This is a genomic window from Nonomuraea sp. NPDC001636, from assembly GCF_040298265.1.
In the GTDB taxonomy this organism is placed as follows: Bacteria; Actinomycetota; Actinomycetes; order Streptosporangiales; family Streptosporangiaceae; genus Nonomuraea.
Window position 1 is genome coordinate 81,031 of record NZ_JBEOZT010000025.1, and the last position, 23,877, is coordinate 104,907.

General features: G+C 70.8%; 24 protein-coding genes. 14 read left to right on the plus strand and 10 right to left on the minus strand.

What is annotated here, in order from left to right; translation table 11 throughout:
* The first annotated feature begins 28 nt into the window (after nt 1-28).
* From ABT158_RS36865 to ABT158_RS36875, 3 genes are all read left to right on the plus strand, one after another.
* Nucleotides 29-907, plus strand: coding sequence for a LysR family transcriptional regulator (locus ABT158_RS36865; RefSeq protein ID WP_352361615.1), 879 nt, complete (start codon nt 29-31; stop codon nt 905-907).
* Nucleotides 908-1,055: 148 nt separating this feature from the next.
* Nucleotides 1,056-1,256, plus strand: coding sequence for an EF-hand domain-containing protein (locus ABT158_RS36870; RefSeq protein WP_352324961.1), 201 nt, complete (start codon nt 1,056-1,058; stop codon nt 1,254-1,256).
* A 63-nt stretch (nt 1,257-1,319) separates the two neighbouring features.
* Nucleotides 1,320-2,504: a PucR family transcriptional regulator gene (locus ABT158_RS36875; RefSeq protein ID WP_352361617.1), complete on the plus strand. Its 1,185-nt coding sequence runs from the start codon at nt 1,320-1,322 to the stop codon at nt 2,502-2,504.
* 67 nt (nt 2,505-2,571) lie between these two features.
* Here the strand turns inward: ABT158_RS36875 and ABT158_RS36880 are convergent, their stop codons facing one another.
* Nucleotides 2,572-3,858, minus strand: a complete 1,287-nt coding sequence (locus ABT158_RS36880; RefSeq protein WP_352361619.1) for a hypothetical protein — start codon at nt 3,856-3,858, stop codon at nt 2,572-2,574.
* A gap of 151 nt (nt 3,859-4,009) precedes the next feature.
* A complete protein-coding gene (locus ABT158_RS36885; RefSeq protein WP_352361621.1) occupies nt 4,010-4,153 on the minus strand; it encodes a hypothetical protein in 144 nt (47 codons plus the stop codon).
* Between the two features lie 157 nt (nt 4,154-4,310).
* On the opposite strand from ABT158_RS36885, the gene ABT158_RS36890 reads away from it, so the two are divergent.
* Nucleotides 4,311-5,561 carry an MFS transporter gene (locus ABT158_RS36890; RefSeq protein ID WP_352361623.1) on the plus strand — a complete coding sequence of 417 codons (1,251 nt, stop codon included), beginning with the start codon at nt 4,311-4,313 and terminating at the stop codon, nt 5,559-5,561.
* Here the strand turns inward: ABT158_RS36890 and ABT158_RS36895 are convergent.
* Genes ABT158_RS36895 through ABT158_RS36905 form a run of 3 tightly spaced genes read right to left on the minus strand, consistent with a single transcriptional unit; the run spans nt 5,553 to nt 7,922 of the window.
* Nucleotides 5,553-6,032, minus strand: a complete 480-nt coding sequence (locus tag ABT158_RS36895) for a hypothetical protein (RefSeq protein WP_352361625.1) — start codon at nt 6,030-6,032, stop codon at nt 5,553-5,555. The genes ABT158_RS36890 and ABT158_RS36895 overlap by 9 nt on opposite strands.
* A gap of 57 nt (nt 6,033-6,089) precedes the next feature.
* Nucleotides 6,090-7,244: an NAD(P)/FAD-dependent oxidoreductase gene (locus ABT158_RS36900; protein WP_352361627.1), complete on the minus strand. Its 1,155-nt coding sequence runs from the start codon at nt 7,242-7,244 to the stop codon at nt 6,090-6,092.
* Between the two features lie 39 nt (nt 7,245-7,283).
* Nucleotides 7,284-7,922 carry a hypothetical protein gene (locus ABT158_RS36905; RefSeq protein WP_352361629.1) on the minus strand — a complete coding sequence of 213 codons (639 nt, stop codon included), beginning with the start codon at nt 7,920-7,922 and terminating at the stop codon, nt 7,284-7,286.
* 84 nt (nt 7,923-8,006) lie between these two features.
* Here ABT158_RS36905 and ABT158_RS36910 point away from each other — a divergent pair, with 84 nt between their 5' ends.
* The 7 genes from ABT158_RS36910 to ABT158_RS36940 all read left to right on the plus strand — a co-directional run bounded on the left by ABT158_RS36910 (nt 8,007) and on the right by ABT158_RS36940 (nt 14,579).
* Entirely contained in the window at nt 8,007-8,636 is a 630-nt protein-coding gene (locus ABT158_RS36910) for a helix-turn-helix domain-containing protein (RefSeq protein WP_352361631.1), read from the plus strand.
* Nucleotides 8,637-8,713: 77 nt separating this feature from the next.
* Complete coding sequence (locus tag ABT158_RS36915) at nt 8,714-9,883, plus strand: homogentisate 1,2-dioxygenase (RefSeq protein ID WP_352361633.1); 1,170 nt, start codon at nt 8,714-8,716, stop codon at nt 9,881-9,883.
* Nucleotides 9,865-10,638 (plus strand): hypothetical protein, encoded by a 774-nt coding sequence (locus ABT158_RS36920; RefSeq protein WP_352361635.1) that lies wholly within the window; start codon nt 9,865-9,867, stop codon nt 10,636-10,638. Before ABT158_RS36915 ends, ABT158_RS36920 begins: the two co-directional genes overlap by 19 nt.
* Nucleotides 10,635-11,738, plus strand: a complete 1,104-nt coding sequence (gene fahA / locus ABT158_RS36925) for a fumarylacetoacetase (protein ID WP_352361637.1) — start codon at nt 10,635-10,637, stop codon at nt 11,736-11,738. The genes ABT158_RS36920 and fahA overlap by 4 nt, the downstream gene beginning before the upstream one ends.
* Nucleotides 11,739-11,815: 77 nt before the next feature.
* Nucleotides 11,816-12,967, plus strand: a complete 1,152-nt coding sequence (locus ABT158_RS36930; RefSeq protein WP_352361639.1) for a L,D-transpeptidase — start codon at nt 11,816-11,818, stop codon at nt 12,965-12,967.
* 90 nt (nt 12,968-13,057) lie between these two features.
* Nucleotides 13,058-13,489, plus strand: a complete 432-nt coding sequence (locus tag ABT158_RS36935) for an NfeD family protein (protein WP_352324976.1) — start codon at nt 13,058-13,060, stop codon at nt 13,487-13,489.
* A 4-nt stretch (nt 13,490-13,493) separates the two neighbouring features.
* A complete protein-coding gene (locus ABT158_RS36940; RefSeq protein WP_352361641.1) occupies nt 13,494-14,579 on the plus strand; it encodes an SPFH domain-containing protein in 1,086 nt (361 codons plus the stop codon).
* Nucleotides 14,580-14,624: 45 nt separating this feature from the next.
* Here the strand turns inward: ABT158_RS36940 and ABT158_RS36945 are convergent, their stop codons facing one another.
* The 5 genes from ABT158_RS36945 to ABT158_RS36965 form a co-directional block, all read right to left on the minus strand.
* Nucleotides 14,625-15,794 carry a Gfo/Idh/MocA family protein gene (locus ABT158_RS36945; protein WP_352361643.1) on the minus strand — a complete coding sequence of 390 codons (1,170 nt, stop codon included), beginning with the start codon at nt 15,792-15,794 and terminating at the stop codon, nt 14,625-14,627.
* Nucleotides 15,795-15,820: 26 nt separating this feature from the next.
* Entirely contained in the window at nt 15,821-17,443 is a 1,623-nt protein-coding gene (locus ABT158_RS36950) for a type 2 periplasmic-binding domain-containing protein (RefSeq protein ID WP_352361644.1), read from the minus strand.
* A 16-nt stretch (nt 17,444-17,459) separates the two neighbouring features.
* The gene (locus ABT158_RS36955) at nt 17,460-18,326 is read right to left on the minus strand and encodes a carbohydrate ABC transporter permease (RefSeq protein WP_352325035.1); all 867 of its coding nucleotides are present in this window, start codon (nt 18,324-18,326) and stop codon (nt 17,460-17,462) included.
* Nucleotides 18,327-18,337: 11 nt separating this feature from the next.
* Entirely contained in the window at nt 18,338-19,249 is a 912-nt protein-coding gene (locus ABT158_RS36960) for an ABC transporter permease (protein ID WP_352325034.1), read from the minus strand.
* Nucleotides 19,250-19,402: 153 nt separating this feature from the next.
* Nucleotides 19,403-20,536, minus strand: a complete 1,134-nt coding sequence (locus ABT158_RS36965) for an ROK family protein (protein WP_352361647.1) — start codon at nt 20,534-20,536, stop codon at nt 19,403-19,405.
* 170 nt (nt 20,537-20,706) lie between these two features.
* On the opposite strand from ABT158_RS36965, the gene tdh reads away from it, so the two are divergent.
* The 3 genes from tdh to ABT158_RS36980 are packed head-to-tail and all read left to right on the plus strand — an operon-like array spanning nt 20,707 to nt 23,823.
* On the plus strand, nt 20,707-21,735 hold the full coding sequence (gene tdh / locus ABT158_RS36970; protein WP_352361649.1) for an L-threonine 3-dehydrogenase: 1,029 nt from the start codon (nt 20,707-20,709) through the stop codon (nt 21,733-21,735).
* On the plus strand, nt 21,735-22,907 hold the full coding sequence (locus ABT158_RS36975) for a glycine C-acetyltransferase (protein WP_352361651.1): 1,173 nt from the start codon (nt 21,735-21,737) through the stop codon (nt 22,905-22,907). Before tdh ends, ABT158_RS36975 begins: the two co-directional genes overlap by 1 nt.
* Nucleotides 22,908-22,920: 13 nt before the next feature.
* A complete protein-coding gene (locus ABT158_RS36980; RefSeq protein ID WP_352361653.1) occupies nt 22,921-23,823 on the plus strand; it encodes a LysR family transcriptional regulator in 903 nt (300 codons plus the stop codon).
* Nucleotides 23,824-23,877: the final 54 nt, after the last annotated feature.

Consider the following 23,877-nt stretch of genomic DNA (forward strand, 5'->3'; position numbering starts at 1 on the left):
CCAAGACCCTTTGCTATAACCATCGGTTATGGACGTGCACCTGCGGGACCTCCGCTACTTCGTCGCGGTGGCCGAGGAGCTGAACGTGACGCGCGCCGCCGAGCGCCTCTTCGTCTCGCAGCCGGCCCTGTCCAAGCAGCTCAGGGTGCTGGAGCGGCAGCTCGGGTTCGCGCTGCTGGAACGCGTGCACGGCGGCGTGACGCTGACCCGGCAGGGCGCGGCGCTGCTGCCGGTGGCCCGCGACCTGCTCGGACGCTGGACCGCCGGCGTGGAGACGGCCCGCGCCGCCGCCCCCGCCGGGACGCTGGTCATCGGCATGCAGACGGCCGTCGGCCGGGGGTTGCAGCAGGAGGCGCTGCGGCTGTTCCGGCAGGCCCGGCCCGGGTGGGAGGTGTCGCTCCGGCTCGTGGGCTGGGACGACCCGAGCGGCGGTCTCGCCGACGGCTCCTCCGACGTGGCGTTCATCTGGCTGCCGGTGCCGCCGGGGCTGGAGACGTACGTGCTGGTCACCGAGGAGCGGGGGGTGGCGATGCCGGCCGGTCACCGGCTGGCCGGCCTGGCCGAGGTCCCGTTCGCCGAGCTGCGGGACGAGCCGTTCATCGCGCTGCCCGCCGCGTCCGGCCCGCTGCGCGACTTCTGGCTCGCCCGCGACGCCCGGGACGACGACCCGGTCGTCGGCGTCACGGCGAACACGCCCGAGGAGGTGTTCGAGGCCGTGATCAGCGGTCTGGGCGTCGTCCTGGTGGCCGAGGGGAACGCGGCGCTCTACAAGCGTCCTGGCATGGTCTACCGCCCGGTGACGGGTCTGCAGCCGGGCCGGCTCGCCATCGCCTGGCGGCGCGGGGACGCCCGTCCCCACGTCACCGCCTTCGTCGAGGCCCTGAAGCAGGCCGCCGCCACGCTCTGAGGCGGCGGGGCCGGTCAGGCGAGCGAGCGCCGGCAAATCCGGGAAAGACTCGCTTTTCCGGCGATCACCCTGAATTCATCGGCACGTTTCGGGAAGTCGCCACTAAGGTCTGACCCGACGCACCGGTAACACAGGAAAGGCACCCCCTATGAGCGACCACGCCATCACCTTCGACCTCATCGACGTCGACAAGGACGGCCGCATCTCCGCCGTCGAACTCGTCCGCCTGATGGAGATCCTCGGCCAGCCCATCACACTGGACGCGGCCCAGGAAGGCGTGCGGAAACTGGACAAGGACGGCGACGGCCTGATTGACGTGGACGAGTTCGGCGCATTCCTGCAGAAATGACAGAAACAAGCTCTTGCTAGGCAAAGTCTTCTCGCCTGAGCCACAATGGCGACAGGAGGGACGATGGCCATCAAGAGTGACATCAGCGAAACCCGGCTCCCCGCGGACCTCGTGAGAACGCTCAAGGCGGGCATCGGAAAGGTCTCGGCCGAGGTGATCGAGGAGATCCAGACCCGGATCCCCGAGTACGCCCGACCGGCCGACGAGATCTACATCAAAGTCGTGAAGATGGCGGTCGAGGAGGCCATCGACGGCTTCCTCGACCGCATCGAGAACCCGGGCGCCCCCTTCGACGCCGAGCCGTTCCGCATGATCGGCAAGGGCGAGGCGGCCGAGGGCCGCAACCTGGAGCCGCTGCAGACGGCGATGCGGCTCGGCGCCCGCGTCTGCTGGCGGCGGCTGACGGAGATCGCCGACCCGCTCGGCCTGACCCCGCAGACCCTGTACGACCTGGGCGAGGCCATCTTCGTCTGGCTCGACCGGCTCGCCGACGCCGCCGCCCAGGGCTTCGACGAGGCCAGGGCGCACGCCGCCGGCGAACTCGAACGCCGCCGCAACCGCCTGCTCGACCTGCTCCTCAGCCGGCCGCCCGCGCCCCCCGAGGCCGTCGCCGACCTGGCGAGGGCCGCCGGTTGGCGGCTGCCGCGGACCGTGGCGGGCGTGGCGCTCGACGACCGGCACGGCACGTACCGGGCGCCCGCGCTGCCGCCGGACGTGCTCGGCGGGCTGGAGCGGCCCGCGCCGTGCCTGCTGGTGCCCGACCCGGACGGGCCGGGACAGGCGCAGCTGCTCGACCACGCGCTGCGCGGCCACCGTGCCGCGATCGGCCCGGCGGTGCCGCTGGCCGCGGCCGCGACGTCCCTGCGGTGGGCGCGCGAGGCGCTGGAGCTGTCGCGGCGCGGCGTGCTGCCGCGCGGGCTCCTGCGCTGCGCCGACCACATGGCCACGCTCGTGGTGTTCAAGGACGAGGAGCTGGTCGGCGCCATGGCGCAGGCCCGCCTCGCGCCGCTGGCCCACCTGCGGCCCGCCCAGCAGGACCGGCTGGCCGAGACGCTGCTCGCCTGGTTGCGGCACGGCCGGGGCGCCGGCGAGGTGGCCGCCCGGCTGCACGTGCATCCGCAGACCGTGCGCTACCGGCTGCGGCAGCTCGAAGAGCTCTACGGCGACCAGCTCGCCGATCCCGACGTCCGGTTCGAGCTGGAGATCGTGCTCAGGGCCCGCCAGGCCCTCATCGCCGCCGGGCCGTGAGCGGCCCGCCGCGCCCGGTCGGCGCGGCGGGGACCAGGCGGGACCGGGCGGGACCGGGCGGCTGCCGTCAGGCGGTGTGCAGGTAGACCTGGCCGAAGACCTCGGACAGGTTCTTGATGTCCGTGGCGACGTCGGCCTCGGGGCTGCTGTAGTCGTAGACGGTGGCCAGCCTCGGGCGCACGGTGCCGAGCTTCTTGAGCTGGTCCCAGGTGGTGTTGGCCGCCCACTTCTCGCCGTACACGCGGTTGACCTGGCCCTGCGCGTCCTGCCAGCGGCTCCACAGGACGACGGTCTCGGCGGCGTCGGCCTGGAGCGGGGCGGCGATGCGGTCGGTGATGGCCTGGGTGGCCTGCTCGGCGGTGAGCTTGGAGGTGCCGGCCGCGGTGAACCCGGCGTCCTCGGCGGCGATCTGGGCGTAGGCGTCCCAGGCGCGGGCGCGGACCTGGATCCACTGGTTGCGCTGGGCCTCGGCGGCGTCGATCTTCCAGGTGGCGTACTCGGTTGCCAGGTGGCCGGTGTCCAGGGTCAGCTGGTCGATCTGGCCGCCGGAGAGCCAGGCGCCGATCCGGGCGGGGTCGAGCAGCGGGTACTTCTTGGTCATCTCGGCCTTGCAGGCGTCGTTGGCGCCGCAGCCGAACAGCGGGACCACCGTGTGCGCCGCCAGCTTCTTGCCCGGCACGAGATTGCGCAGCGCGGTCGTGGCCTCGGTGACGAACTTGTCCAGTTCCTCGGCCGTGGCGAAGGTCTGGTTGTAGCCGAGCTGCGAGGTGAACCTGATCCCGGCGACCCCCGGCTGCGCGGCCAGGGCGGCGACCTTCTTGGCGGCCTCGGCCAGCTTGCCGGCCTTGTAGTCGTCGGCCAGCTCGGTCTCGATCCAGGTCCGCAGGCCCGCCCCGACCGCGCTCTTCACGGCCTGGCCCGCCGGGCTCTCGGCGGCGGCCGTCCTGGCGGCGGCCGAGATGCCGTCGGGGTCGACGTGGCACTTCTGGCCGTCCGGGCACTGGTCGGGGGTGCCGCCGTCCTCGGCGCCGTCGACGTCCGGGGAGCCGACGTCGTGCATCTCGCCGTCGCCCTCGGAGTCGGTGGCGCACTCGTTGCCCGCTTCGGTGCAGTCGACCACGATCTCGTGCATCGGGCCGGAGTCGATCATGTTCTTGCCGTCGTTGTCCAGCCAGAACCGGGCGATGTCGGCGGCCTCCTCGGGAGTGGCCAGCCAGCGGCAGACGACGAACGCCGGGGTGTCGGCGGACATCAGGTCGTTGCAGCCCCGTGGATCGTCCTCCGACCAGGCGGGAACTCCGACGCCGAGCAACGACAGGGCCAGTCCGATGACGAAGATCTTCCGCAGTCGCATGGCGCCTTTACTCCCATGGGGGGGCGATCGTGGGCAGATAGCACAATATCGGGACGATCAACAACCTTCAATGAGATCCACGGCCGGTCCTCACGCGGTTCTCGACGCGCAGTAGGCGTCGCAGTCGAGCGCGGGCGAGGCCGCGGGGCGGTCATCCGTCCTCTTCCGCCCAGTGCCAGCCCGAGCCGTCCGGGTTCTCCCGCACCACCCTCGTACGTCCCTGCACCACCCTGACCCACCCGGTACGCAGCACTTCCTCCCGGCGAGACGGGTGATCGACCTGCGCGTCAGGCATGCCTGGAAACTACGCGAGAACCGGGCGCGGTTCTTGCCCGGCGCCCGCACTTTTCCCGGCCGGCCCTGTCACCCCCGTGACAAATATTGGGACGACAACCCGCCGCCACAAACGGCAGACTGGGACGGATTTGAACGTTTTCGAGGGGACTGGCCCAGTGCACAACTATCTCCGCGACCTAGGGCTGCTCCGCGACCGCAAGTTCGCCCTGTTGTTGTCCGCGCGGACCATCTCCATGCTCGGCAGCGCGTTCGCGCCCGTGGCGCTCGCCTTCGGCATCCTCGACCTGCCCGGCGCGGACGCCACGACGTTGTCGGTGGTGCTCACCGCCGAGTCACTGCCCATGATCGTGTTCATGCTGTTCGGCGGGGTGATCGCGGACCGGCTGCCGCGGCAGCGGGTGATGATGGCCGGCGAGCTGCTCATGGCGCTGGGCTACTTCGCGCTGGCGGCGATGCTGCTGACCGGCTGGGCGCCGCTGCCCGTGATGAGCGTCGCGGCGGCCGCCTGCGGCGTGGGCATGGCGATCATGTTCCCGGCGCTGACCGGCATCATCCCCGAGATCGTGCCCGCCGAGCGGCTGCAGGCCGGCAACGCGCTGCTCGGCCTCGGCGCGAACGCCTCGCGCGTGGCCGGCGTGGTGCTGAGCGGCGGCACGGTGCTGCTGTTCGGCGGCGGCTGGGCCCTGCTGATCAGCGGCGCGATGTTCGCGCTGGCCGCCGTGCTGATCGCGCTGCTGCGCCCGACCCCCGCCGAGCGCGCGGCGGCCGAGCGGCACTCGGTGCTGGCCGACCTGCGCCACGGGTGGCGGGAGTTCAGCTCGCGGCAGTGGATCTGGGTGGTGGTGGCCCAGTTCTCGGTGCTGGTGATGGCGATCCAGGCCGGGCACGGCGTGCTCGGGCCGTTGCTGGCCAAGGAGACGCTGGGCGGGCCGGCGGCCTGGACGGCGTTCCTGGCGGGCGAGGCCGTCGGGACGATCGCCGGGGTGCTGGTGTCGCTGCGGCTGCGCCCGCGCCGGCCGATCCTGCTCGGCACGCTGTTGTGCCTGCCGACCGCGCTGCCGTACGTGCTGCTCGGGCTGGACGCGCCGCTGTGGGCGATCGTGGCGGGGGCGTTCGTGCTGGGCGTGTGCTTCGACGTCTTCGGCGTGCTGTGGCAGACGACGATGCAGCGCGAGATCCCGCCGGAGTCGTTGTCGCGGGTCAGCTCGTACGACGCGCTCGGGTCAATGATGTTCGGGCCGATCGGGCTGATGCTGGCCGCGCCGGCGGCGGTGGCCTTCGGCACCGAGGGGGCGCTGCTCGGCTGCGCCGCCCTCGTCGTGCTGTCCACGCTCGCCGCGCTGGCCGCGCCGGGCGTGCGCAACCTGCGCGCCCCCGAGCCGGAGCCCGAGCCGGTCTCACTCTGAGCGGAACCAGGCGTTGGCCCTCGGCTGGAACATCAGCGTGACGGCCCCGAGCACGGCCGTCACGTGCAGCACCCGGCTGATCGTGAAGAGCCAGGTCACCACGTCGGCCCCGGCGGCGGCCTCGGCGATCGAGCCACCGTGCAGCAGCCACTGGATCGGCCCCACGACCAGCGACAACGTGCCGAACACGCCGAGCCCGACGGCCAGCGTGAGCCTGGCCCAGTTCTGCCCGGCGCGCATCCGCAGCGCGAGGAAGACCGCCGCGGCGAAGACGGCCACCCGCAGCCCGGCGCCGGGCAGCAGGTCCAGGACGCCCGAGGTGCCCGCGTAGAGCTCCCTGCCGACGGCGAGCACGGTCTCGAACGCCCCCGCCGCGACGGCGGACATCCACAGCAGCGCGGCGGCGTGCACGACGGGCGGCGGCTGGGGGGTGCGAGGCTCGGCGGTCTGCGAGGCGAGGGCGGTGGTCATGGCGGGCTCCCTGTCGTGTCGGCTACAGGAAGAGTCTGATCCGCGCGCCCGCGCCGATCATGCCCGTCGTCCCCCGAATCCCGGTGAGGCGGGCCCTACCCCGAGGTCTCCGCTCGTGCGCAGGCCGCGGGCGGCCACGCGCTCGTGGCCGAGCCCGAAGCGCGGCTCGGGGGCGCGCTCGCCGTCCAGGATCGCGGCCACGTACGCGGCCAGGGCCGGGGCGTGCTTGAACCCGTGGCCCGAGTCGCCGCCGAGCAGCCACACGCCGGGGGTCTCCTCGGCGATGATCCACTCGGCGTCGGGGGTGAGCGCGTACTGGCAGACCTGGCTGAACAGCACCGGCGCGGCCGCCAGCGAGGGGAACCTGCGCCGCAGGTAGTCGCGGGCCTGCCCGACCGCGGACGGGTCCACCGCCCGGCTGCCCTCCTCCGGCTCGTACGGCTCGCCCTCGGCGTCGGAGGTGGCCTTCATGCCGACCCCGTCCACGTCGCCGTGCCCGTAGGCCGAGGAGCCGTAGTCCACCCAGGCGGGCGTCTCGGGGGACGACCACGCGGCGGGCGCGGCGAAGTGCACCGTGTCCTGCCTGGTCACCGTGACCGGCACGGAGAACAGGCCGGGCAGCCAGGCGCCGCACGCCCACACGACGCGGTCGGCCCGCCGCACCTCGCCGTCCACCTCGACCGCGCTCAGCCCCGGCACGGGCGCCGCCCGTCCCCTGACCAGCCGGACGCCGGCCGCCAGGGCCAGCCGGGCGGTCACCTGCGTCGCCCGCCGCGCCCTGAGCACGCCCGCGTGCGGCTCGTGGAGCAGGAAGCTCAGGTCGTCGCCGCGGTAGTCGGGGAAGAAGCGCCGGCCGTCCGCCGGGTCGAGCACCTCAACCGGGATATCCAGATTTTTCAGTACTTGGGCGCTGGCGTGCTCCCACCCGTCCGGCCGGGCCGCGAACCACACCATGCCCGACTCCAGGAACAGCTCCTCGCCGGCCCGCTCGCCCAGCCGCCGCCAGCCCTCCCGCGCCTCCCAGGCCAGCCGCGCGTACCAGTCGTCGGCGCCGTGCGCGCAGCGCAGGAGCCGCGTCTCTCCCGCGCTGGCCTGCCGGACGTGTCCGGGCTTGTGCTGTTCGACCAGGGTCACCTGCCAGCCGGTTTCGGCCAGCCGCAACGCCAGCGACGACCCCCATATACCAGCTCCGACCACAATGACCGATTTCATGGAACCACCGTGACCGCAGGAACCGCCCCGCGCAAGGGCTCAGACGATGATCAACCGGACCACGACGCCCGCGCAGTTGCCCGCCACGCAGACGCGCACCGGGATCTCGGAGATGCCGGCCGCCTGGGGCACCCCGCCCACGTGCCCGTCGGGGCCGATGGTCACGCCCGCGGGAAGCTTGTCATGGTCGGTCACGCTGAAGGTGGGGACGACGCCCTGAGGGCCGCCGTTGATGCCGATCTCGCCGGCGAGCGGGACGCCGGCCCGCCCCGGGAAGGTCAGCTCGCGCGGCTCCCATGGAACGTTCCCGAGCACGACGAGGGTGATGAGCTGCTCCTCGCACGAGTGCCCGGTGCAGAGCCGGACCGGGGCGATGAACGTGCCCACGCGCGACGGCGTGCCGGACAGCCGCCCGCTCGCGTCGACGCTTACCCCCACGGCGACGTAGCCGGGACGGAAGGTCACGCCCTTGGCGACCGGCAGCAGCCACTGGCTCACCGTGATGCCCTGGGTGAGGTAGAAGGTGTTCTCGACCAGCCGGTCGCCCCCCGCGCGCGGCGGCGGGTCGATCAGGGTCTCCCTCGCCGTGTACGCGATCGGCGTGGTGAGCGAGGGCACGGCCGGCGGCAGGGCGCAGAGAGCCAGCCCGGCGACCAGGAACAGCCACCTCTGCCGCATCTCCACCCCCCCGACGCCTCTCGTCCCTACGTACCCCTTCACCGTGCTCTTTCACTGGTCAGCCGTCACTCCATAATCGAAGTCATGGCCGCCGAATCCGCCCAGACGCTCGAACGCGGGCTGCGCCTGCTGCGACTTCTCGCCGACGGGAAGGGCGGGCGCACCCCGACCGAGCTGAGCACCGAGCTGTCGCTGAGCCGGCCGGTGGTCTACCGGCTGCTGACCACGCTGCTGAACGAGGGGTTCGTCCGCCGCGACGCCGAAGGGCGGGTGCATCTCGGGTTCGGGGTGCTGGTGCTGGCCCAGGCCGTGCAGCCGCTGCTGCGGGCGGCGGCGGTGCCGACGCTGCGGCGGCTGGCCGAGCAGGTGGGCGCGACGGCCCACCTGACCGTGGCCGAGGGCGACGACGGGCTGGCGGTGGCGGTGGTGGAGCCGTCCTGGACCGACCTGCACGTGGCCTACCGGGAGGGGTCACGCCATCCGCTGGCGAAAGGCGCGGCGGGCCGGGCGATCCTGGCCCTGCGCGAAGGGCGCGACGAATACCTCGTGACGGAGGGGCAGTTGCAGGTGGGGGCGCGGGGCATCGCCGCGCCCGTGACCGGGCTGCCGTGGCTGGAGGCTTCGGTGGGGGTGGTGACGTTCGGCCCGCTGGAGGAGGAGACGGGGCCGCGCGTGGTGGCGGCGGCCGCCGAGCTGGCCGCCGCGCTGGGTTGACATCTCCACACCGATGTCGGACGGTGGTCACACATAGAGGACACATGCGTCCGATAAGCGGACAACATGGAGGGCGGATGCCGTACTACCGCGTCGTTGGGGAAGTGCCACGCAAGCGGCACACGCAGTTCAGGCGGCCGGACGGCGGCCTCTACGCCGAGGAGCTGATGGGCGAGGAGGGCTTCTCGTCCGACTCCTCGCTGCTCTACCACCGCCACCTGCCCACCGCGATCATCAAGGCCGAGGCGGTCACGCCCGCCTCCGCGACGCGGCTGGAGCCCAACCTGCCGCTCTCCCCGCGCCATTTCCGCACGCAGGAGCTGTCCAGCGCCGGTGACCTGGTCGACGGCCGCATCCTGCTCGCCGGCAACGCCGACGTCCGGTTGTCGTACGCCACCAGCGACCGCCCCAGCGAGCTGTACCGCAACTCCATGGGCGACGAGTGCGTCTACGTGCAGCGCGGCTCGGTCCGCTTCGAGTCCACCTACGGCGTCATCGAGGCCGGCGAGGGCGACTACGTCGTCGTCCCGACCGGCACGATCCACCGCTGGGTGCCCGACGGGCAGGTCAACGTGCTGGCCATCGAGGCGTCCGGGCACATCAGGCCGCCCAAGCGCTACCTGTCGCAGTACGGGCAGTTCCTGGAGCACGCGCCGTACTGCGAACGCGACCTGCGCGCCCCCACGCAGACCCTGCTCGTGGAGGGCGAGGAGGTGCCCGTCCTGGTCCGCACGCGGGGCGGCCTGACCAGGCTCGTCTACCGCAACCACCCCTTCGACGTGGTCGGCTGGGACGGCTACCTCTATCCGTACGCCTTCAACATCGACGACTTCGAGCCGATCGTGAAGAAGACGCACGCGCCGCCGCCGGTGCACCAGACGTTCGAGGGGCCCGGGTTCGTGGTCTGCTCGTTCTGCCCGCGGCCGCTCGACTACCACCCCGAGGCCATCCCGATCCCGTACAACCACCACAACGTGGACTCCGACGAGTTCATGTTCTACGTGGGCGGCGACTACACCGCGCGCAAGGGCTCGGGCATCGACGTCGGCTCGGTCTCGCTGCACCCGGCCGGGTTCACGCACGGCCCGCAGCCGGGCGCGGTCGAGGCGGTGATCGACGCGGTCGCCCGCGGCGTCACCACCACGAGCGAGATGGCCGTGATGGTCGACACCTTCCGCCCGCTCGACCTCGGGCCGGGCGCGCTGTCCTGTGAGGATCCCGGCTACGCATGGACCTGGGCACGATGACTCTCTACAGCGAACTGGTCGACGACGCGGGCCTGTTCCCGCCGACGTCGCTGCACATGGACGAGGCGCTGGCCCGCAACCAGCGCGACCTGGAGCACGGCAACGACGTGCTCACCCACCGCTTCCTGTGCCCGGCCAGCCGGCTCGACCGGCTGCGCGGGCACGCCTACCGGCCGCGGCGCATCGGGCTGATCGTGGACACGCCCGAGCTCCCCGACTTCGCCGACCTGCCGGTGGACTTCGTCGAGATCCCGCTCGGGGCCGACGAGTCCGTCGCCGAGCTGGCCCGGCGCCTCGGCCTGCCGGCGCACGTGCGGCTGTTCGTCGAGGTCCCGCCGGACCGGAAGGTCGCCGGGGTGCCCGACGGGGTGGGGCTGAAGGTGCGCTGCGGCGGGCTGAAGGCCGAGGCGTTCCCGTCGGTGGAGCATCTCGCGGCGTTCGTCCGGGGCTGCGTCGAGGCCGACGTCCCGTTCAAGGCCACGGCCGGGTTGCACCACGCGGTGCGGCACTTCGACCCGAGCCTCGGCGTCGACCGGCACGGCTTCCTCAACCTGCTGCTGTCGGTCTGCGAGGCTGTGGAGGGCCGCGACCCCGCGCCCGTGCTGCGCACCACCGACGTCGGCCATCTCGTGCGGCTGGCCGGGGCCGTGAGCGAGGAGACCGCCAAGCGGGCGCGGCGGCTGCTGGTCAGCTACGGCTCCTGCAGCACCGGCACGCCCATCGAGGACCTGCAGACGCTAGGAGTGATTCAGTGAGCTGGGGAGTGGACAACCTGCCCTACGGCGTGTTCTCCCGTCAGGGCGAATCCCCCAGAGTGGGCGTCAGGTACGGCGACAAGGTGCTCGACCTGGCCGCCGCGCTGCACGACGAGGTGTTCGCCGCCCCCTCGCTCAACCCCTTCATGGCGAGGGGCCGCTCGGCCTGGCACGACACCAGGACCCTCATCCAGAACAAGCTGACCGGCGACTCCTCGGTCACCGAGAGCCACCTGATCCCGCTCGACCAGGTACGGCTGCACATGCCGTTCGAGGTGGCCGACTACGTCGACTTCTACTGCTCGCTCGACCACGCGAGCAACATCGGCCGGATCTTCCGTCCCGACGCCGAGCCGCTGCTGCCCAACTGGCGTCACCTGCCCGTCGGCTACCACGGCAGGTCGGGCACGGTCGTCGTGTCCGGCACGCCGGTCCGGCGTCCGCACGGCCAGCTCGGGGCCGGGGTCTACGGGCCGTGCGCCAAGCTCGACATCGAGGCGGAGCTGGGGTTCGTGGTCGGCGTGCCGTCGGAGCTGGGCTCGCCGGCCGGGGCGTTCGAGGACCACGTGTTCGGGGTGACGCTGGTCAACGACTGGAGCGCGCGCGACATCCAGGCGTGGGAGTACGTGCCGCTCGGGCCGTTCCTGGGCAAGTCGTTCGCGACCTCGGTCTCGCCGTGGGTCACGCCGCTGGAGGCCCTGCCCCGCGTCCCGGGCCGCCCGCAGGACCCCGAGCCGCTCGACTACCTGCGCAGGCAGGGCGACTGGGGCCTGGACATCGCCGTCGAGGTGGTGCTCAACGGCGACGTGATCTCGCGCCCGCCGTACCCGAGCATGTACTGGACGCCCGACCAGATGCTCGCCCACATGACCGTGAACGGCGCCTCCCTGCGCACCGGAGACCTGTTCGCCAGCGGCACGATCTCCGGCCCCGAACGCGACGAGCGCGGCTCGCTCATCGAGCTGACCTGGAACGGCGCCGAACCGATCAAGCTGTCCGGCGGCGACACCCGCACCTTCCTCCAGGACGGCGACACGGTGACGATCCGGGCCACCGCGGGCGGCCTGACATTGGGCGAGGTGTCCGGAAGCATCGGATAAGTAACTCAAGGTGCTTCGACCGTCACTCACCGCTAACCTGGAACTCCCCTTCCCTCGGAAAGCCCTCGGAGAGTGACGTGCGGCGTGCCGCGATCCTGTGTGTCGCCTTCCTCCTGGCCTGCTGCGGCTGCGGTCCCGTCGGCGACTCCCCGGCCGCGCCCGCGGTCGTGCACGTCTCCCCCGCCTTCGACGCCAAGCGGGCCCGTCCCGACAAGGGGCTGGTCATCACGGCGCAGGGCGGCCGGCTGACCCAGGTCCTGGTCTACGAGGGAGGCGAGCACGTCCCGGGCCGGCTCGACGCCTCGCACACCAGGTGGCGCTCCGACTGGACGCTCAAACCCGCGACCGAGTACACCGTCACCGCCACGGCCGCGGGCGAGAACGGCCCGTCCACGGTCTCCATGGGCCGCTTCCGCACCCGTGCCGCCGAGCACACGTTCGGGGTGGCCGCCACCGCGCCGCTGCCCGGCGAGACCGTCGGCGTGGGCATGCCGGTCGTCATCGACTTCGACACCCCGATCCAGGACAAGGCGGCCGTCGAGCGGTCGCTGGAGGTCACCACGAAGACCCCGGCCGAGGGCGCCTGGCGCTGGACCAGCGACACCCAGGTGGTCTACCGCACCCACCGGTTCTGGGCCTCGGGGCAGCAGGTGATGGTCAGCGCCCACCTGGCCGGGGTGCGCCCGGCCCCGGGCGTCTACGGCACTCAAGACTCCACCTTCGCCTTCACCGTGGGCCGCAGGCAGACCAGCACGGTCGACGCCCGCACCCACCAGATGGTCGTGCGCCGCGACGGCCGGGTGGTGCAGCAGATGGCCATCAGCGCCGGCATGGCCACCACGCGGGAATACACCACCACCAGCGGCATGCACCTGACCATGGACAAGGGCAACCCGGTCCGGATGATCTCCCCCGGCCGGGCCAAGGGCGACCCCGGCTACTACGACCTGCTGATCGAGCACGCCGTGCGCATCTCCAACAGCGGCGAGTACGTGCACGCGAAGGACAACGTCTGGGCCCAGGGAAGGGAAAACGTCAGCCATGGCTGCATCAACGCCCGCCCCGACCAGGCGGCCTGGTTCTACGCCGGTTCGCTGCGCGGCGACCCCGTGCTGATCACGGGCACCGCCCGCCGGCTGGAATGGGACAACGGGTGGGGTTTCTGGCAACTTCCGTGGGACAAGTGGGTCCTGGGCAGCGCCCTGACCGCCCCGGCGACCGGCCGGTGACGGGTGCCCTGCGGACGAATGGGGGATTACGGTGGTAAGGGGGAACCAGTCCTACACACAGGCCCGTTATAGGTTCAGGAGGGCCGGAGCATGGATGAATGGGTCATCTGGATAATCCTCGCAGTCGTCCTCGGTGTGGCCGAACTGTTCACTCTCACGGCGGCCCTCGGGCTCCTGGGCGTGGCCGCTCTCCTGACCGCCGTGACGGCCGCCGTCGGGCTGCCCGTCCCCTTGCAGATCCTCGTGTTCGCCCTGTCGTCCGCGGCGGGGATGGTGGTCATCCGGCCGCTGGCCGTCCGCCATCTTCAGCAGCCGCCGTTGCAGCGTTTCGGCGTGGAGGCGCTGGTCGGCAAGCCCGCGTACGTGGTCTCCGAGGTCACGGGCCGCGACGGGCGGGTCCGCATCGGGGGTGAGGAGTGGTCCGCGCGCGCTTATGACGAGACCCTGGTGATCCCCACCGGGGCAACCGTCGACATCATCGAGATCGAGGGCGCCACAGCCCTCGTGTATCCACGGGAGTGACCACATGGACCCGTTGCTGATAGCCGGACTGCTGATCATCCTTTTCGCCGCGTTCACCGTGCTCAAGGCCGTGCGGATCGTGCCCCAGGCGCGGGCCCGCAACGTGGAGCGGCTCGGCCGCTACCACCGCACGCTCAAGCCGGGTCTCAACTTCGTCATCCCCTACGTCGACCGCGTCTATCCGATGATCGACCTGCGCGAGCAGGTGGTGACCTTCCGCCCGCAACCCGTCATCACCGAGGACAACCTGGTCGTCGAGATCGACAACGTCCTGTACTTCCAGGTCACCGACCCGCGGGCGGCGGCGTACGAGATCGCCAACTACATCACGGCCATAGAGCAGCTCACCGTCACGACCATGCGCAACGTGATCGGCTCGATGGACCTGGAGAAGACGCTCACCTCGCGCGACACCATCAACAGCCAGCTGCGCGGCGTGCTCGACGAGGCCACCGGCAAGTGGGGCATCCGGGTCAACCGCGTCGAGGTCAAGGCCATCGACCCGCCCAAGACCATCAAGGACGCGATGGAGAAGCAGATGCGGGCCGAGCGCGACAAGCGGGCCGCGATCCTCAACGCCGAGGGCCAGCGCCAGTCGCAGATCCTCACGGCCGAGGGTGACAAGCAGAGCCGCATCCTGCGGGCCGAGGGCCAGCGCTCGGCCGCCATCCTTGAGGCCGAGGGCCAGTCGCGCGCCATCGACCAGGTCTTCCAGGCCGTCCACCGCAACGACCCCGACCCCAAGCTGCTGGCCTACCAGTACCTTCAGGTGCTGCCGCAGCTCGCCCAGGGCAGCGGCAACACGTTCTGGGTCATCCCGAGCGAGGTCACCTCGGCGTTGCAGGGCGTCTCGAAGGCGTTCACCGAGGCGCTGCCGAAGTCGGCCGCCACCCGCGAGGAGCAGCCCCGGCCGTCGGAGGAGCTGGACCGGGAGATCGCGGCGGCCTCGGAGGCGGCGGCCGAGGCGGTCGCCGACGCGCAGGAGGCCGAGAGCCCCAAGGGCCCCCGCCAGATCGCCCAGGCCGTCAACGAGCCGTCCCCGTTCCCCGACCTGGAGCGCGAGCGCGACCCCAAGGACACCGGCCGCTGACGTCCGCCGGGGCCGCGCGGGTTCCCCGCCCGGCCCCGGCGCCGCTCAGCGCTGGCCGTTGTCGAAGTACGCCGCCAGCTCCGGGTCCAGCGGCGGCACGTCGTACGGCATGCCGCCGTCGCGCAGCGACATCGTGGCCATGTACCCGGCGGCGACGCTCATCCTGGCCGCCACGGGTGAGGTGTCGGTCGCCCCGCCCTCCGTGACGAACCGGCAGAACTCGGCCATGATCTGCGGGTCGGCCCCGCCATGCGAGCCCTGCGCGGCCGGCACCCGGTAGGCGATGTCGCAGTCGTCCCGGTAGGAGGTGGGGCCGGTGTTCCACACCTTGACCGTGTCCCCCGGGCCGTCGCCGAAGTTCTCCAGCCGGCCCTCGGTCCCGATGACCGTGTAGTTGCGCACGTAGTCGGGGCTGAAGTGGCACTGCTGGTAGGCGGCGATGACGCCGTTGTCCAGGCGCATGTTCATGACCGACACGTCCTCGACGTCGATCACGTGGTGCAGGTCGCGCCGCTGCGTGGGCGGCCACTCGAACTCCCGCAGCCAGCCCTCCGGCCGGGGCGTCCCGGGCTCGCGGCGCGGCAGGTCGCCGTAGACCATCAGGTCGCCGAGGGCGTTCACGCGGGTGGTGTAGCCGCCGGCCAGCCAGTGGATCACGTCGAGGTCGTGCGCCGCCTTCTGCAGCAGCAGGCCCGTGGTACGGGTGCGGTCGGCGTGCCAGTCCTTGAAGTAGTAGTCGCCGCCGTAGGACACGAAGTGGCGTACCCACACGGTCTTGGGCTCACCGATCACACCCTTGCGGATGATGTCCCGCATCAGGCGCACCACGCCCATGTGGCGCATGTTGTGCCCCACGTACAGGCGGCTGCCCGTCTCGCGGGCGGCCCGCAGGATGTTGTCGCAGCCCTCGACGGTGATGGCCATCGGCTTCTCCAGGTACACGGCCTTGCCGGCCTGGAGGGCGTCGATGGCGATGCGCTCGTGCGTGTCGTCGGGGGTGTTGACGACGATCGCGTCGAGATCCGGCCGGTCGAGCAGCTCGCGGTACTCCCCGGTCAGGAACTCCGCCTCGAACCGCTCCGACTGCTTCTTGAGCACTGCCGGGTCGGAGTCGCACAGCGCCGCCACGACCGAGCCCTCGCCCGGCCGGTGGGCGGCCAGGGCGAGACTCGTCCGCAGGCCGAGCCCGATGACTCCGATGCGCAGGTCTTCCACAAGTGTCCTTTCAAACGGTAGAACGATCAACCCTTGGCGATGGAGGCCTCGTACTCGGCCCGCATCGCCTCGCCGCCCCTGCCCAGCCACTTCTTGACGAAGGCCGGCCAGTCCGACATCGACTTACGCCCGGTGACGATGTCGTCGACCATGTCCTTGCCCATGGTGCTCAGCTCGCCGTTCTTCTGGGTGTAGGTGTCGGAGAAGTGGCCGGTGGTGACGCGCTCCTGAAGCATAGGAGCGATCTTGGTCTCGAAGTCGTGGATGAGCTTGGTGCGCTCGGGCTGGCCGGGCAGGAACAGCGCGGACGGCGACCCGATCACGAACGAGAGCGGCTGCTGCGTGGTGGGCACCTCGGCCTTGCCCTTGTCGGTGAAGGCGAGGTCGCCGTCCTTCTTGGTGAAGTGGGTGCCCTCGACGCCGAAGTTGACCCGCTCGTACTCCTCCGTGCCGAACGGGGCGGCCAGGTAGTTGAGCACGCCGAGCAGGGTCTCGATGCGCTTGGCGTCCACCTTCTTGCTGATCGAGGTGAAGCCCACCGAGCCGAGCCCGGCGTTGTAGACCGGCTTGGACGACGGCGTGGCCGCGAACGGCACGATCGCGCCCAGGTTGTACTTCTGGGTCTTGGCGTCGTTGAGGAAGCCGGGGAACGACTCGACGTACGCGCCGATCTGGCCGTTGGCGACCTTGTCCTTGATGGTGGCCAGGGCGGGGTCGGGCCAGAACAGGTTGGCCTTGAAGCACTTGACCGCCAGCTCCAGGGCCGCCTGGTACTCGGGCGTCTCGAACTGGTGGATCAGCTTGCCGCCGGTCAGCTTCCAGGTGTTGGGGGCGCCGTACCAGTGGCTGAACATGTGCACGTGGTTGTAGTAGCTCGGTTCGAGCGGGTACTTGTTCTTCTTCACGTCGAGCAGCTGCTTGGCCTTGGCCAGGAAGTCGTCGGCGCCGGTGAACTCGGTGCCGCCGACCGGCTGCCAGTAGTCCTGGTTGACCAGGAACACCTGGCCGAAGCGGCTGTAGGCGACCGCCACGCCGTACAGCTTCCCGTCGGTGACCGCGGACTTCCAGGTCACGTCGCCCAGGTTGGCCAGGTTCGGGTACTTCTTGATGGCGTCGCCGCTCAGGTACGACGTCAGGTCGTGGAACTTGGCCGCCAGCAGCTCGGGCACCCGCTGCAGGCCCTGGTTCGGCGGGAACCAGACCAGGTCGGGCAGGTCGTCGCTGGCGATGATGGCGTTGAACTTGTCGGGGTAGCCGTCGCCCACGACGATGTTCATGCTCCACTCGGAGCCCAGGGCCTTGCTCAGCTCCTGCAGGTAGGTGTTCTGGCCGGGGGCGGGCGGCGCGACGTCCCACGTCTGGGTGAGCGAGGTGATCTTCTGGCCGTCGCCCGGGGCGGTGGCGACCGACTTGACCAGCTCGCTCGGGTACTTCAGGTACGCGGGGTCCTGGCCGGCGTCGATCGGCAGGTCGGGCGTGGGGATCTTGGCGGCGGTGTACGTCGGCAGCGTCAGCTTCTTGGACAGATCCGCGCCGCCCTTCTTCACGCCTGCGGGGCCGCTCTCGCCGCCGCAGGCCGCGAGCCCGGCGACGGTGGCGCCGGCGAGCGCGAGTCCGAGGAATCCACGACGGGACATGATGGATGACATGGTTGCTCCCGGGTTCTCAGCCCTTGATGGCGCCGGTGAGGACGCCCTTGGTGAAGTACTTCTGGAGGAAGGGGTAGGCGAGCAGGATCGGCACGAGCGCGATGATGAGCACCGCCATCTGCACCGACGAGGCGGGCAGGTCGCGCACGATCGCGACGTCGGAGCCCGTGGCCGAGGTGCCGCGGAAGATGAACTGCCGCAGCACGACCTGGATGGGGTGCTTGGTCTGGTCGTTGATGTAGAGGATCGCGGTGAAGAACGTGTTCCAGTACGAGACCGCGTAGAACAGGCCGACGACGGCGATCACCGCCTTGGACAGCGGGATCGCGATCCGCCACATCATCCGGAACTCGCCGCACCCGTCCATGCGGGCCGCCTCGAACAGCTCCTCGGGCAGGTTCTGGAAGAACGACCTGACCACGACCACGTTGAACGCGTTGACCAGCACCGGCACGATGAGCGACTGGTAGGTGTCGATCATGCCGAGTTCCTTGACCATGAGGTAGCTCGGGATCATGCCCGGCGTGAACAGGAACGTGGCCAGCACCATGAGCAGGATCGGCTTGCCGCCGAGCATGCCGCGCCGCGACAGCGCGTAGCCGAGGAAGACCGTGCAGATCAGGCTGAGCGCGGTGCCGGTGAGCGTGATGCCGATGCTGATCAGCACCGACCGGGTGACCGCGCCGCCGGACAGGATCAGCGAGTACGCCTCGAAGGTCGGGTGCGAGGGCCAGAGCACGTAGCTGCCGCCGTTGGCGATGCTCTCGGCGCGGCCCATCAGGCTCGTGCCGACGGCCAGCCCGAACGGGTACAGCACGGCCACGGTGATCGCGGTCAGCACGACGAACTTGAGCGTGCGCCCGGCGATGGTGGGGCGTTCCATCCACGGCGGCCTCATCGATAGATCCCCTGCTCTCCGAAGCGGTGCGCGAGCTTGTTGGCCGCGTAGATGAGCGCCGCGCCGATGAGGCCCTTCATGAGGCCGGCGGCGGTGCTCATGCCCCAGTCGCCGTCACGGATGCCGTGGTAGTAGACGTAGGTGTCGATGACCTCGGCCGCTCCGGCGCCCACGGCCTCCCGTTGCAGGACCATCTGCTCGAAGCCGACGGACAGGATGTCGCCCAGGCGCAGGATGAGCATCATGAGGATGACCGAGCGGATGCCGGGCAGCGTGACGTGCCACAGGCGGCGCTTCCAGTCGGCGCCGTCGATGGCGGCGGCCTCGTACTGGCTCATGTCGATCGCGGTGATCGCGGCCAGGAAGATGATCGTGCCCCAGCCGCAGTCCTTCCAGATGACCTGGGCCGTCACGAGCAGCTTGAACGTGTCCGCGTTCGACATCAGGTTGCCGATGGTGACGCCGTGCGAGTTCAGGAACGAGCTGACCGTGCCGGCGCCGCCGATGACCTGCTGGAACATCGCCACCACGACCACCCACGACAGGAAGTGCGGCAGGTAGACGACGGTCTGGATGAACCGCTTGACGCGGTGGCCGATCAGGGAGTTCAGCAGGAGCGCGAGCGCGATCGGGGCCGGGAAGTACAGGACGAGCTGGAGCGCCGTGATCTGCAGGGTGTTGCCGACCGCGCTCCAGAACTCCGGCTCCTCCAGCAGCATCACGAAGTTGTCCAGGCCCACCCAGGGGCTGCCCGCGATGCCGAGGAACGGCGCGTAGTCCTTGAAGGCGATGACGTTGCCGAGCAGTGGCACGTAGAAGAAGGCCACGAAGTACAGGACGCCGGGCAGGCACAGGGCCAGCAGCGTCCAGTCGCGCTTCAGCCGCTCAAGCAGGGTGACAGCGGCCACACGCTCACCTCCAGTCGGGTCGGGATGGCTGGAGGCTAGTACCGATTTATGCAAATAACTAGGTTAAAGCGATCAGTTCTGAGCATGCTTGCTGGATCGATGTCGCACAGCGACACGTCTGTGACAGAACGGTTATCTAATTAGCCAAGTTGGCTACGTAAAGAGCAGGCGATCTGCTTGATCGAGGGCAAACCGGACGGCTCCCAGCGTGATGCACTCGCTGCCCAGCCCCGACGCCACCACCTCCGGCGGGTAGAGGCAGTACTCCTCGAACAGCTCGCGTACCGGCTCGACCAGCAGGTCTCCGGCCGAGGACAGGCTGCCGCCGATGACCACCATGTCCGGGTCGAGCGGATTGACCACCGTGACGAGCCCGGCGGCCAGGCCGCGCGCGAACTCCCTGACCGCCTGGCCCGCCCGCTCGTCGCCGGCGCGGGCCCGGGCGATCGCGAACTCGGCGCACTGCCGGCTGGAGCGCAGCTCGCCCGGCTCGACGGCCATCGCGTAGTCGAGGACGTACCGGAAGGCGGTCCAGTTGTTGTTCGGCTGGGCCCCGATCTCGCCGCCGGCCGCGTGCGCCCCCCGGTACGGCCGGCCGCCGATGAGCAGGCCCATGCCGATGCGGTCGCCGGTGAACAGGTAGACGACGTCGTCGCGGCCCTGGGCGGCGCCCCGCCAGTGCTCGGCCAGGACGGCCAAGCGCATGTCGTTCTCGACCAGCACCGGCGCCGGGATCCGGGCCGACAGCTCGCCCTGCAGGTCGAGGCCGGTCCAGTCGGACAGGGCGATGCTCTTGACGACGCGCCCGGAGCCGTCGACCGTGCCGGTGGTGCCCACGCCGACGACGGTGACGTCCGCCAGCGCCAGCCCGGCCTGGGCGGCGGTCTCCGTGGCCAGCCCGACGATCTGGTCGAGCCGCTCGGCGGCGGGCATGTCGCGGTGGTTGGGCGCGCGGCGGGTGACGGTGATCGTGCCGTTCAGGTCGGCCAGCATGGCGCGCAGGCTGGAACCGCCGATGCCGACGCCCAGCACGTGCCCCGCCGAGGCGCGGAACCGGAAACGTTTGGCCGGGCGTCCCCGCTGGCGGTCGCCGGCCTCCTCCTCGCACTCCTCCGCCCAGCCCTCGGTGACCAGGTCGTCGACGATGACCTCGGCCGTCGGCCTGGACACCCGGGCGGACCTGGCCAGCTCCGACAGCGTGGCCACGTCGGCCTCGCGCAGCACGCGCAGGATGGCCGCCGAGTTGAGCTTGCGCAGAAGCGAGGCGTCGCCGCTCTGCTGTCGCACCGATACCTCCGAGTCGCCGGGCAGGTCATCTTCAAGCTTATTTCGTAATTGTGCCTGGTCCCGCTGCCGCGTGAAGCTGAGCTGTGGGGGCACTTAAGAATCCCTCGATGGACATGTTCCGAGGGGAGCGGGCACAGTGCGTTAGGTTCGGAACAGGGGGAAGTGAAGCGATGAAAGCGCTGGTCAAGCAGAAGGCCGAGCCCGGTCTTTGGCTGGTGGACGTGCCGGAGCCCGAGGTCAGGCCGGGCGAGGTGAAGATCCGGGTGCTGCGTACCGGCATCTGTGGCACCGACCTGCACATCCGCAAATATGACGACTGGGCGCGGCACACGCTGAAGCTCCCGCTCGTCGTCGGGCACGAGTTCTCCGGCCACGTGGTCGAGGTCGCGCCCGGCGTGGAGGACATCGCCGTCGGCGACCTGGTGAGCGGCGAGGGCCACATCGTCTGCGGCAAGTGCCGCAACTGCATGGCCGGACGCCGTCACCTGTGCCGCAATACGATCGGCCTCGGCGTCAACAGGGACGGCGCGTTCGCCGAGTTCGTCACGCTGCCCGCCTCGAACGTGTGGGTGCACCGGGTTCCCGTTCATCCCGACGTGGCGGCCATCTTCGACCCGTTCGGCAACGCCGTGCACACCGCGCTGTCCTTCCCCCTGGTCGGTGAGGACGTGCTGATCACCGGCGCCGGGCCCATCGGGCTGATGGCGGCGGCCGTGGCCACGCACGTCGGCGCGCGCAACGTGATGATCACCGACGTCAGCGACGAGCGTCTCGACCTGGCCGGCAAGCTCGGGGTCTCGCTCGCGCTCAACGTCTCCAGGGCGACGATCGACGAAGGCATGCGCCAGCTCCACCTGCGGGAGGGCTTCGACGTCGGGCTTGAGATGTCCGGTAACCCTGGGGCCATGCGTGACATGATCGCGAACATGACGCACGGAGGGAAGATCGCGATGCTCGGTCTTCCCGCCGAGGAGTTCGCCGTCGACTGGGCCACCGTGGTGACCTCGATGCTCACCATCAAGGGCATTTACGGCCGGGAGATGTACGAGACCTGGTACAACATGTCAGTCCTGCTGGAAAAGGGTCTCGACCTCTCCCCCGTGATCACCGATCGGTTCCCGTACCACGACTTCGACGCCGCCTTCGACACGGCCGCGAGCGGCCGTACGGGCAAGGTCATCCTCGATTGGAGCGCTTGATGTTCACGAACGTGCGCGAGCAGCTGCGTGCGACGCTCGACGAGATCACCGAGGCCGGGCTGCTCAAGCCCGAGCGGGTGATCACCACCCCGCAGAGCTCCCAGGTCGGCGTGGCCGGGCGCGAGGTGCTGAACTTCTGCGCCAACAACTACCTGGGCCTGGCCGACCACCCCGAGGTGGTAGAGGCGGCCAAGCAGGCGCTCGACCGCTGGGGCTTCGGCATGGCCTCCGTACGGTTCATCTGCGGCACCCAGGAGGTGCACAAGGAGCTCGAATCCCGCCTGTCGGACTTCCTGGGCATGGAGGACACCGTCCTCTACAGCTCGTGCTTCGACGCCAACGGCGGCGTGTTCGAGACCCTGCTCGACGCCCAGGACGCGGTCATCTCCGACGCCCTCAACCACGCCAGCATCATCGACGGCATCCGCCTGTCCAAGGCCCAGCGCTTCCGCTACGCCAACCGCGACATGGCCGAGCTGGAGGCCAGGCTCAAGGAGGCGTCCGACGCCCGGCGGCGGCTGATCGTCACCGACGGCGTCTTCTCCATGGACGGCTACCTCGCCCCGCTGCGCGAGATCTGCGACCTGGCCGACCGCTACGACGCCATGGTCATGGTGGACGACTCCCACGCCGTCGGCTTCGTCGGCCCCACCGGCCGCGGCACGCCCGAGCTGCACGGCGTCACCGACCGGGTCGACATCATCACCGGCACCCTGGGCAAGGCGCTCGGCGGGGCCAGCGGCGGCTACGTCTCGGCCCGCAAGGAGATCTGCGAGCTGCTGCGCCAGCGGTCGCGGCCGTACCTGTTCTCCAACTCGCTGGCCCCGGTCATCGCCTCGGCCTCGCTGCGCATCCTCGACCTGCTGGAGACCTCCGGCGAGGCGCGCGAGCGGCTGCGCGCGAACACCGCGCGCTTCCGCGGCGAGATGACCAAGGCCGGGTTCGACATCCTGCCGGGCGAGCACCCGATCGTGCCCGTGATGATCGGCGACGCCGCCGAGGCGGGGGCCATGGCCGAACGCCTCCTCGACCTGGGCGTCTACGTGATCGGCTTCTCCTACCCGGTGGTGCCGCACGGCCAGGCCAGGATCCGGGTGCAGCTCTCGGCCGCCCACTCCACCGAGGACGTCGACCGGGCCGTGGCGGCTTTCGTCCAAGCACGCCAGGGTTGAGTATCCTCGCTGCGTGATTGACACGCGGCGGCTGCGCACACTGCGGGCGGTGGCCGACCACGGCACGGTCACCGCCGCCGCGGCGGCGCTCCACCTGACCCCGTCGGCGGTCTCCCAGCAGCTCGTGGCGCTGGAGCACGAGGTGGGCCACCGGCTGTTCACCCGTGACGGCCGGGGCGTGCGCCTCACCGCCGTGGGCAAGATCATGGTGGGGCACGCCAACGAGGTCCTGGCCCAGCTCGAACGCGCCGAGGCCGAGGTGGCCGCGTACACCACGGGCGAGGCCGGCGAGGTGACCGTGGCCTGCTTCGCCACCGCCATCAGCGCCGTGCTCTCCCCCGCCATCGCCGCCCTGCGCGCCACCGCGCCCGGCCTGCAGGTCCGGGTGCTCGACGCCGAGGGCGACCACAGCCTGGCCATGCTGCTCGACGGCGGGGCCGACCTGGCGGTGACGGTCGAGTACCGGGGCGGCCCCGACGCCGCCGACCGCCGGCTGTCGCGCATCCCGCTGTACGCCGAGCCGTTCGACCTGGTCCTGCCCGAGGGGCATGCGGAGGCGGGGTCGGCCACGCTGGTGTCGCTCGCCGCCGACACCTGGATCGGTCCTTATCCGGGCAATCCCGTGCACGACGTCATCACGTTCGCGTGCCAGCAGGTGGGGTTCACGCCCAACGTCGTCCACTGCTCCGACGACTTCCGGGCCGTGGTGGCGCTGGTGGGGGCCGGTGCGGGGGTGGCGCTCGTGCCGCGGCTCGCGCTGCGGGACATGGCGCTGTCCGGGGTGGTGGTGCGCCAGACGCCGGGGCCCGACCGCCGCGTCTTCGCCGCGATCCGCAGCGGGGCCGACGCGCACCCGCTGCTCCGGCCGCTGTTGTCGGCGTTGCGCACGGTCGCCGCCTCCCTCACCTCCGGCTGACCGCCCCGCCGGCCCCGACGAAGGGCCGCGGCTTTCCGACCCGCCCTACGGCGG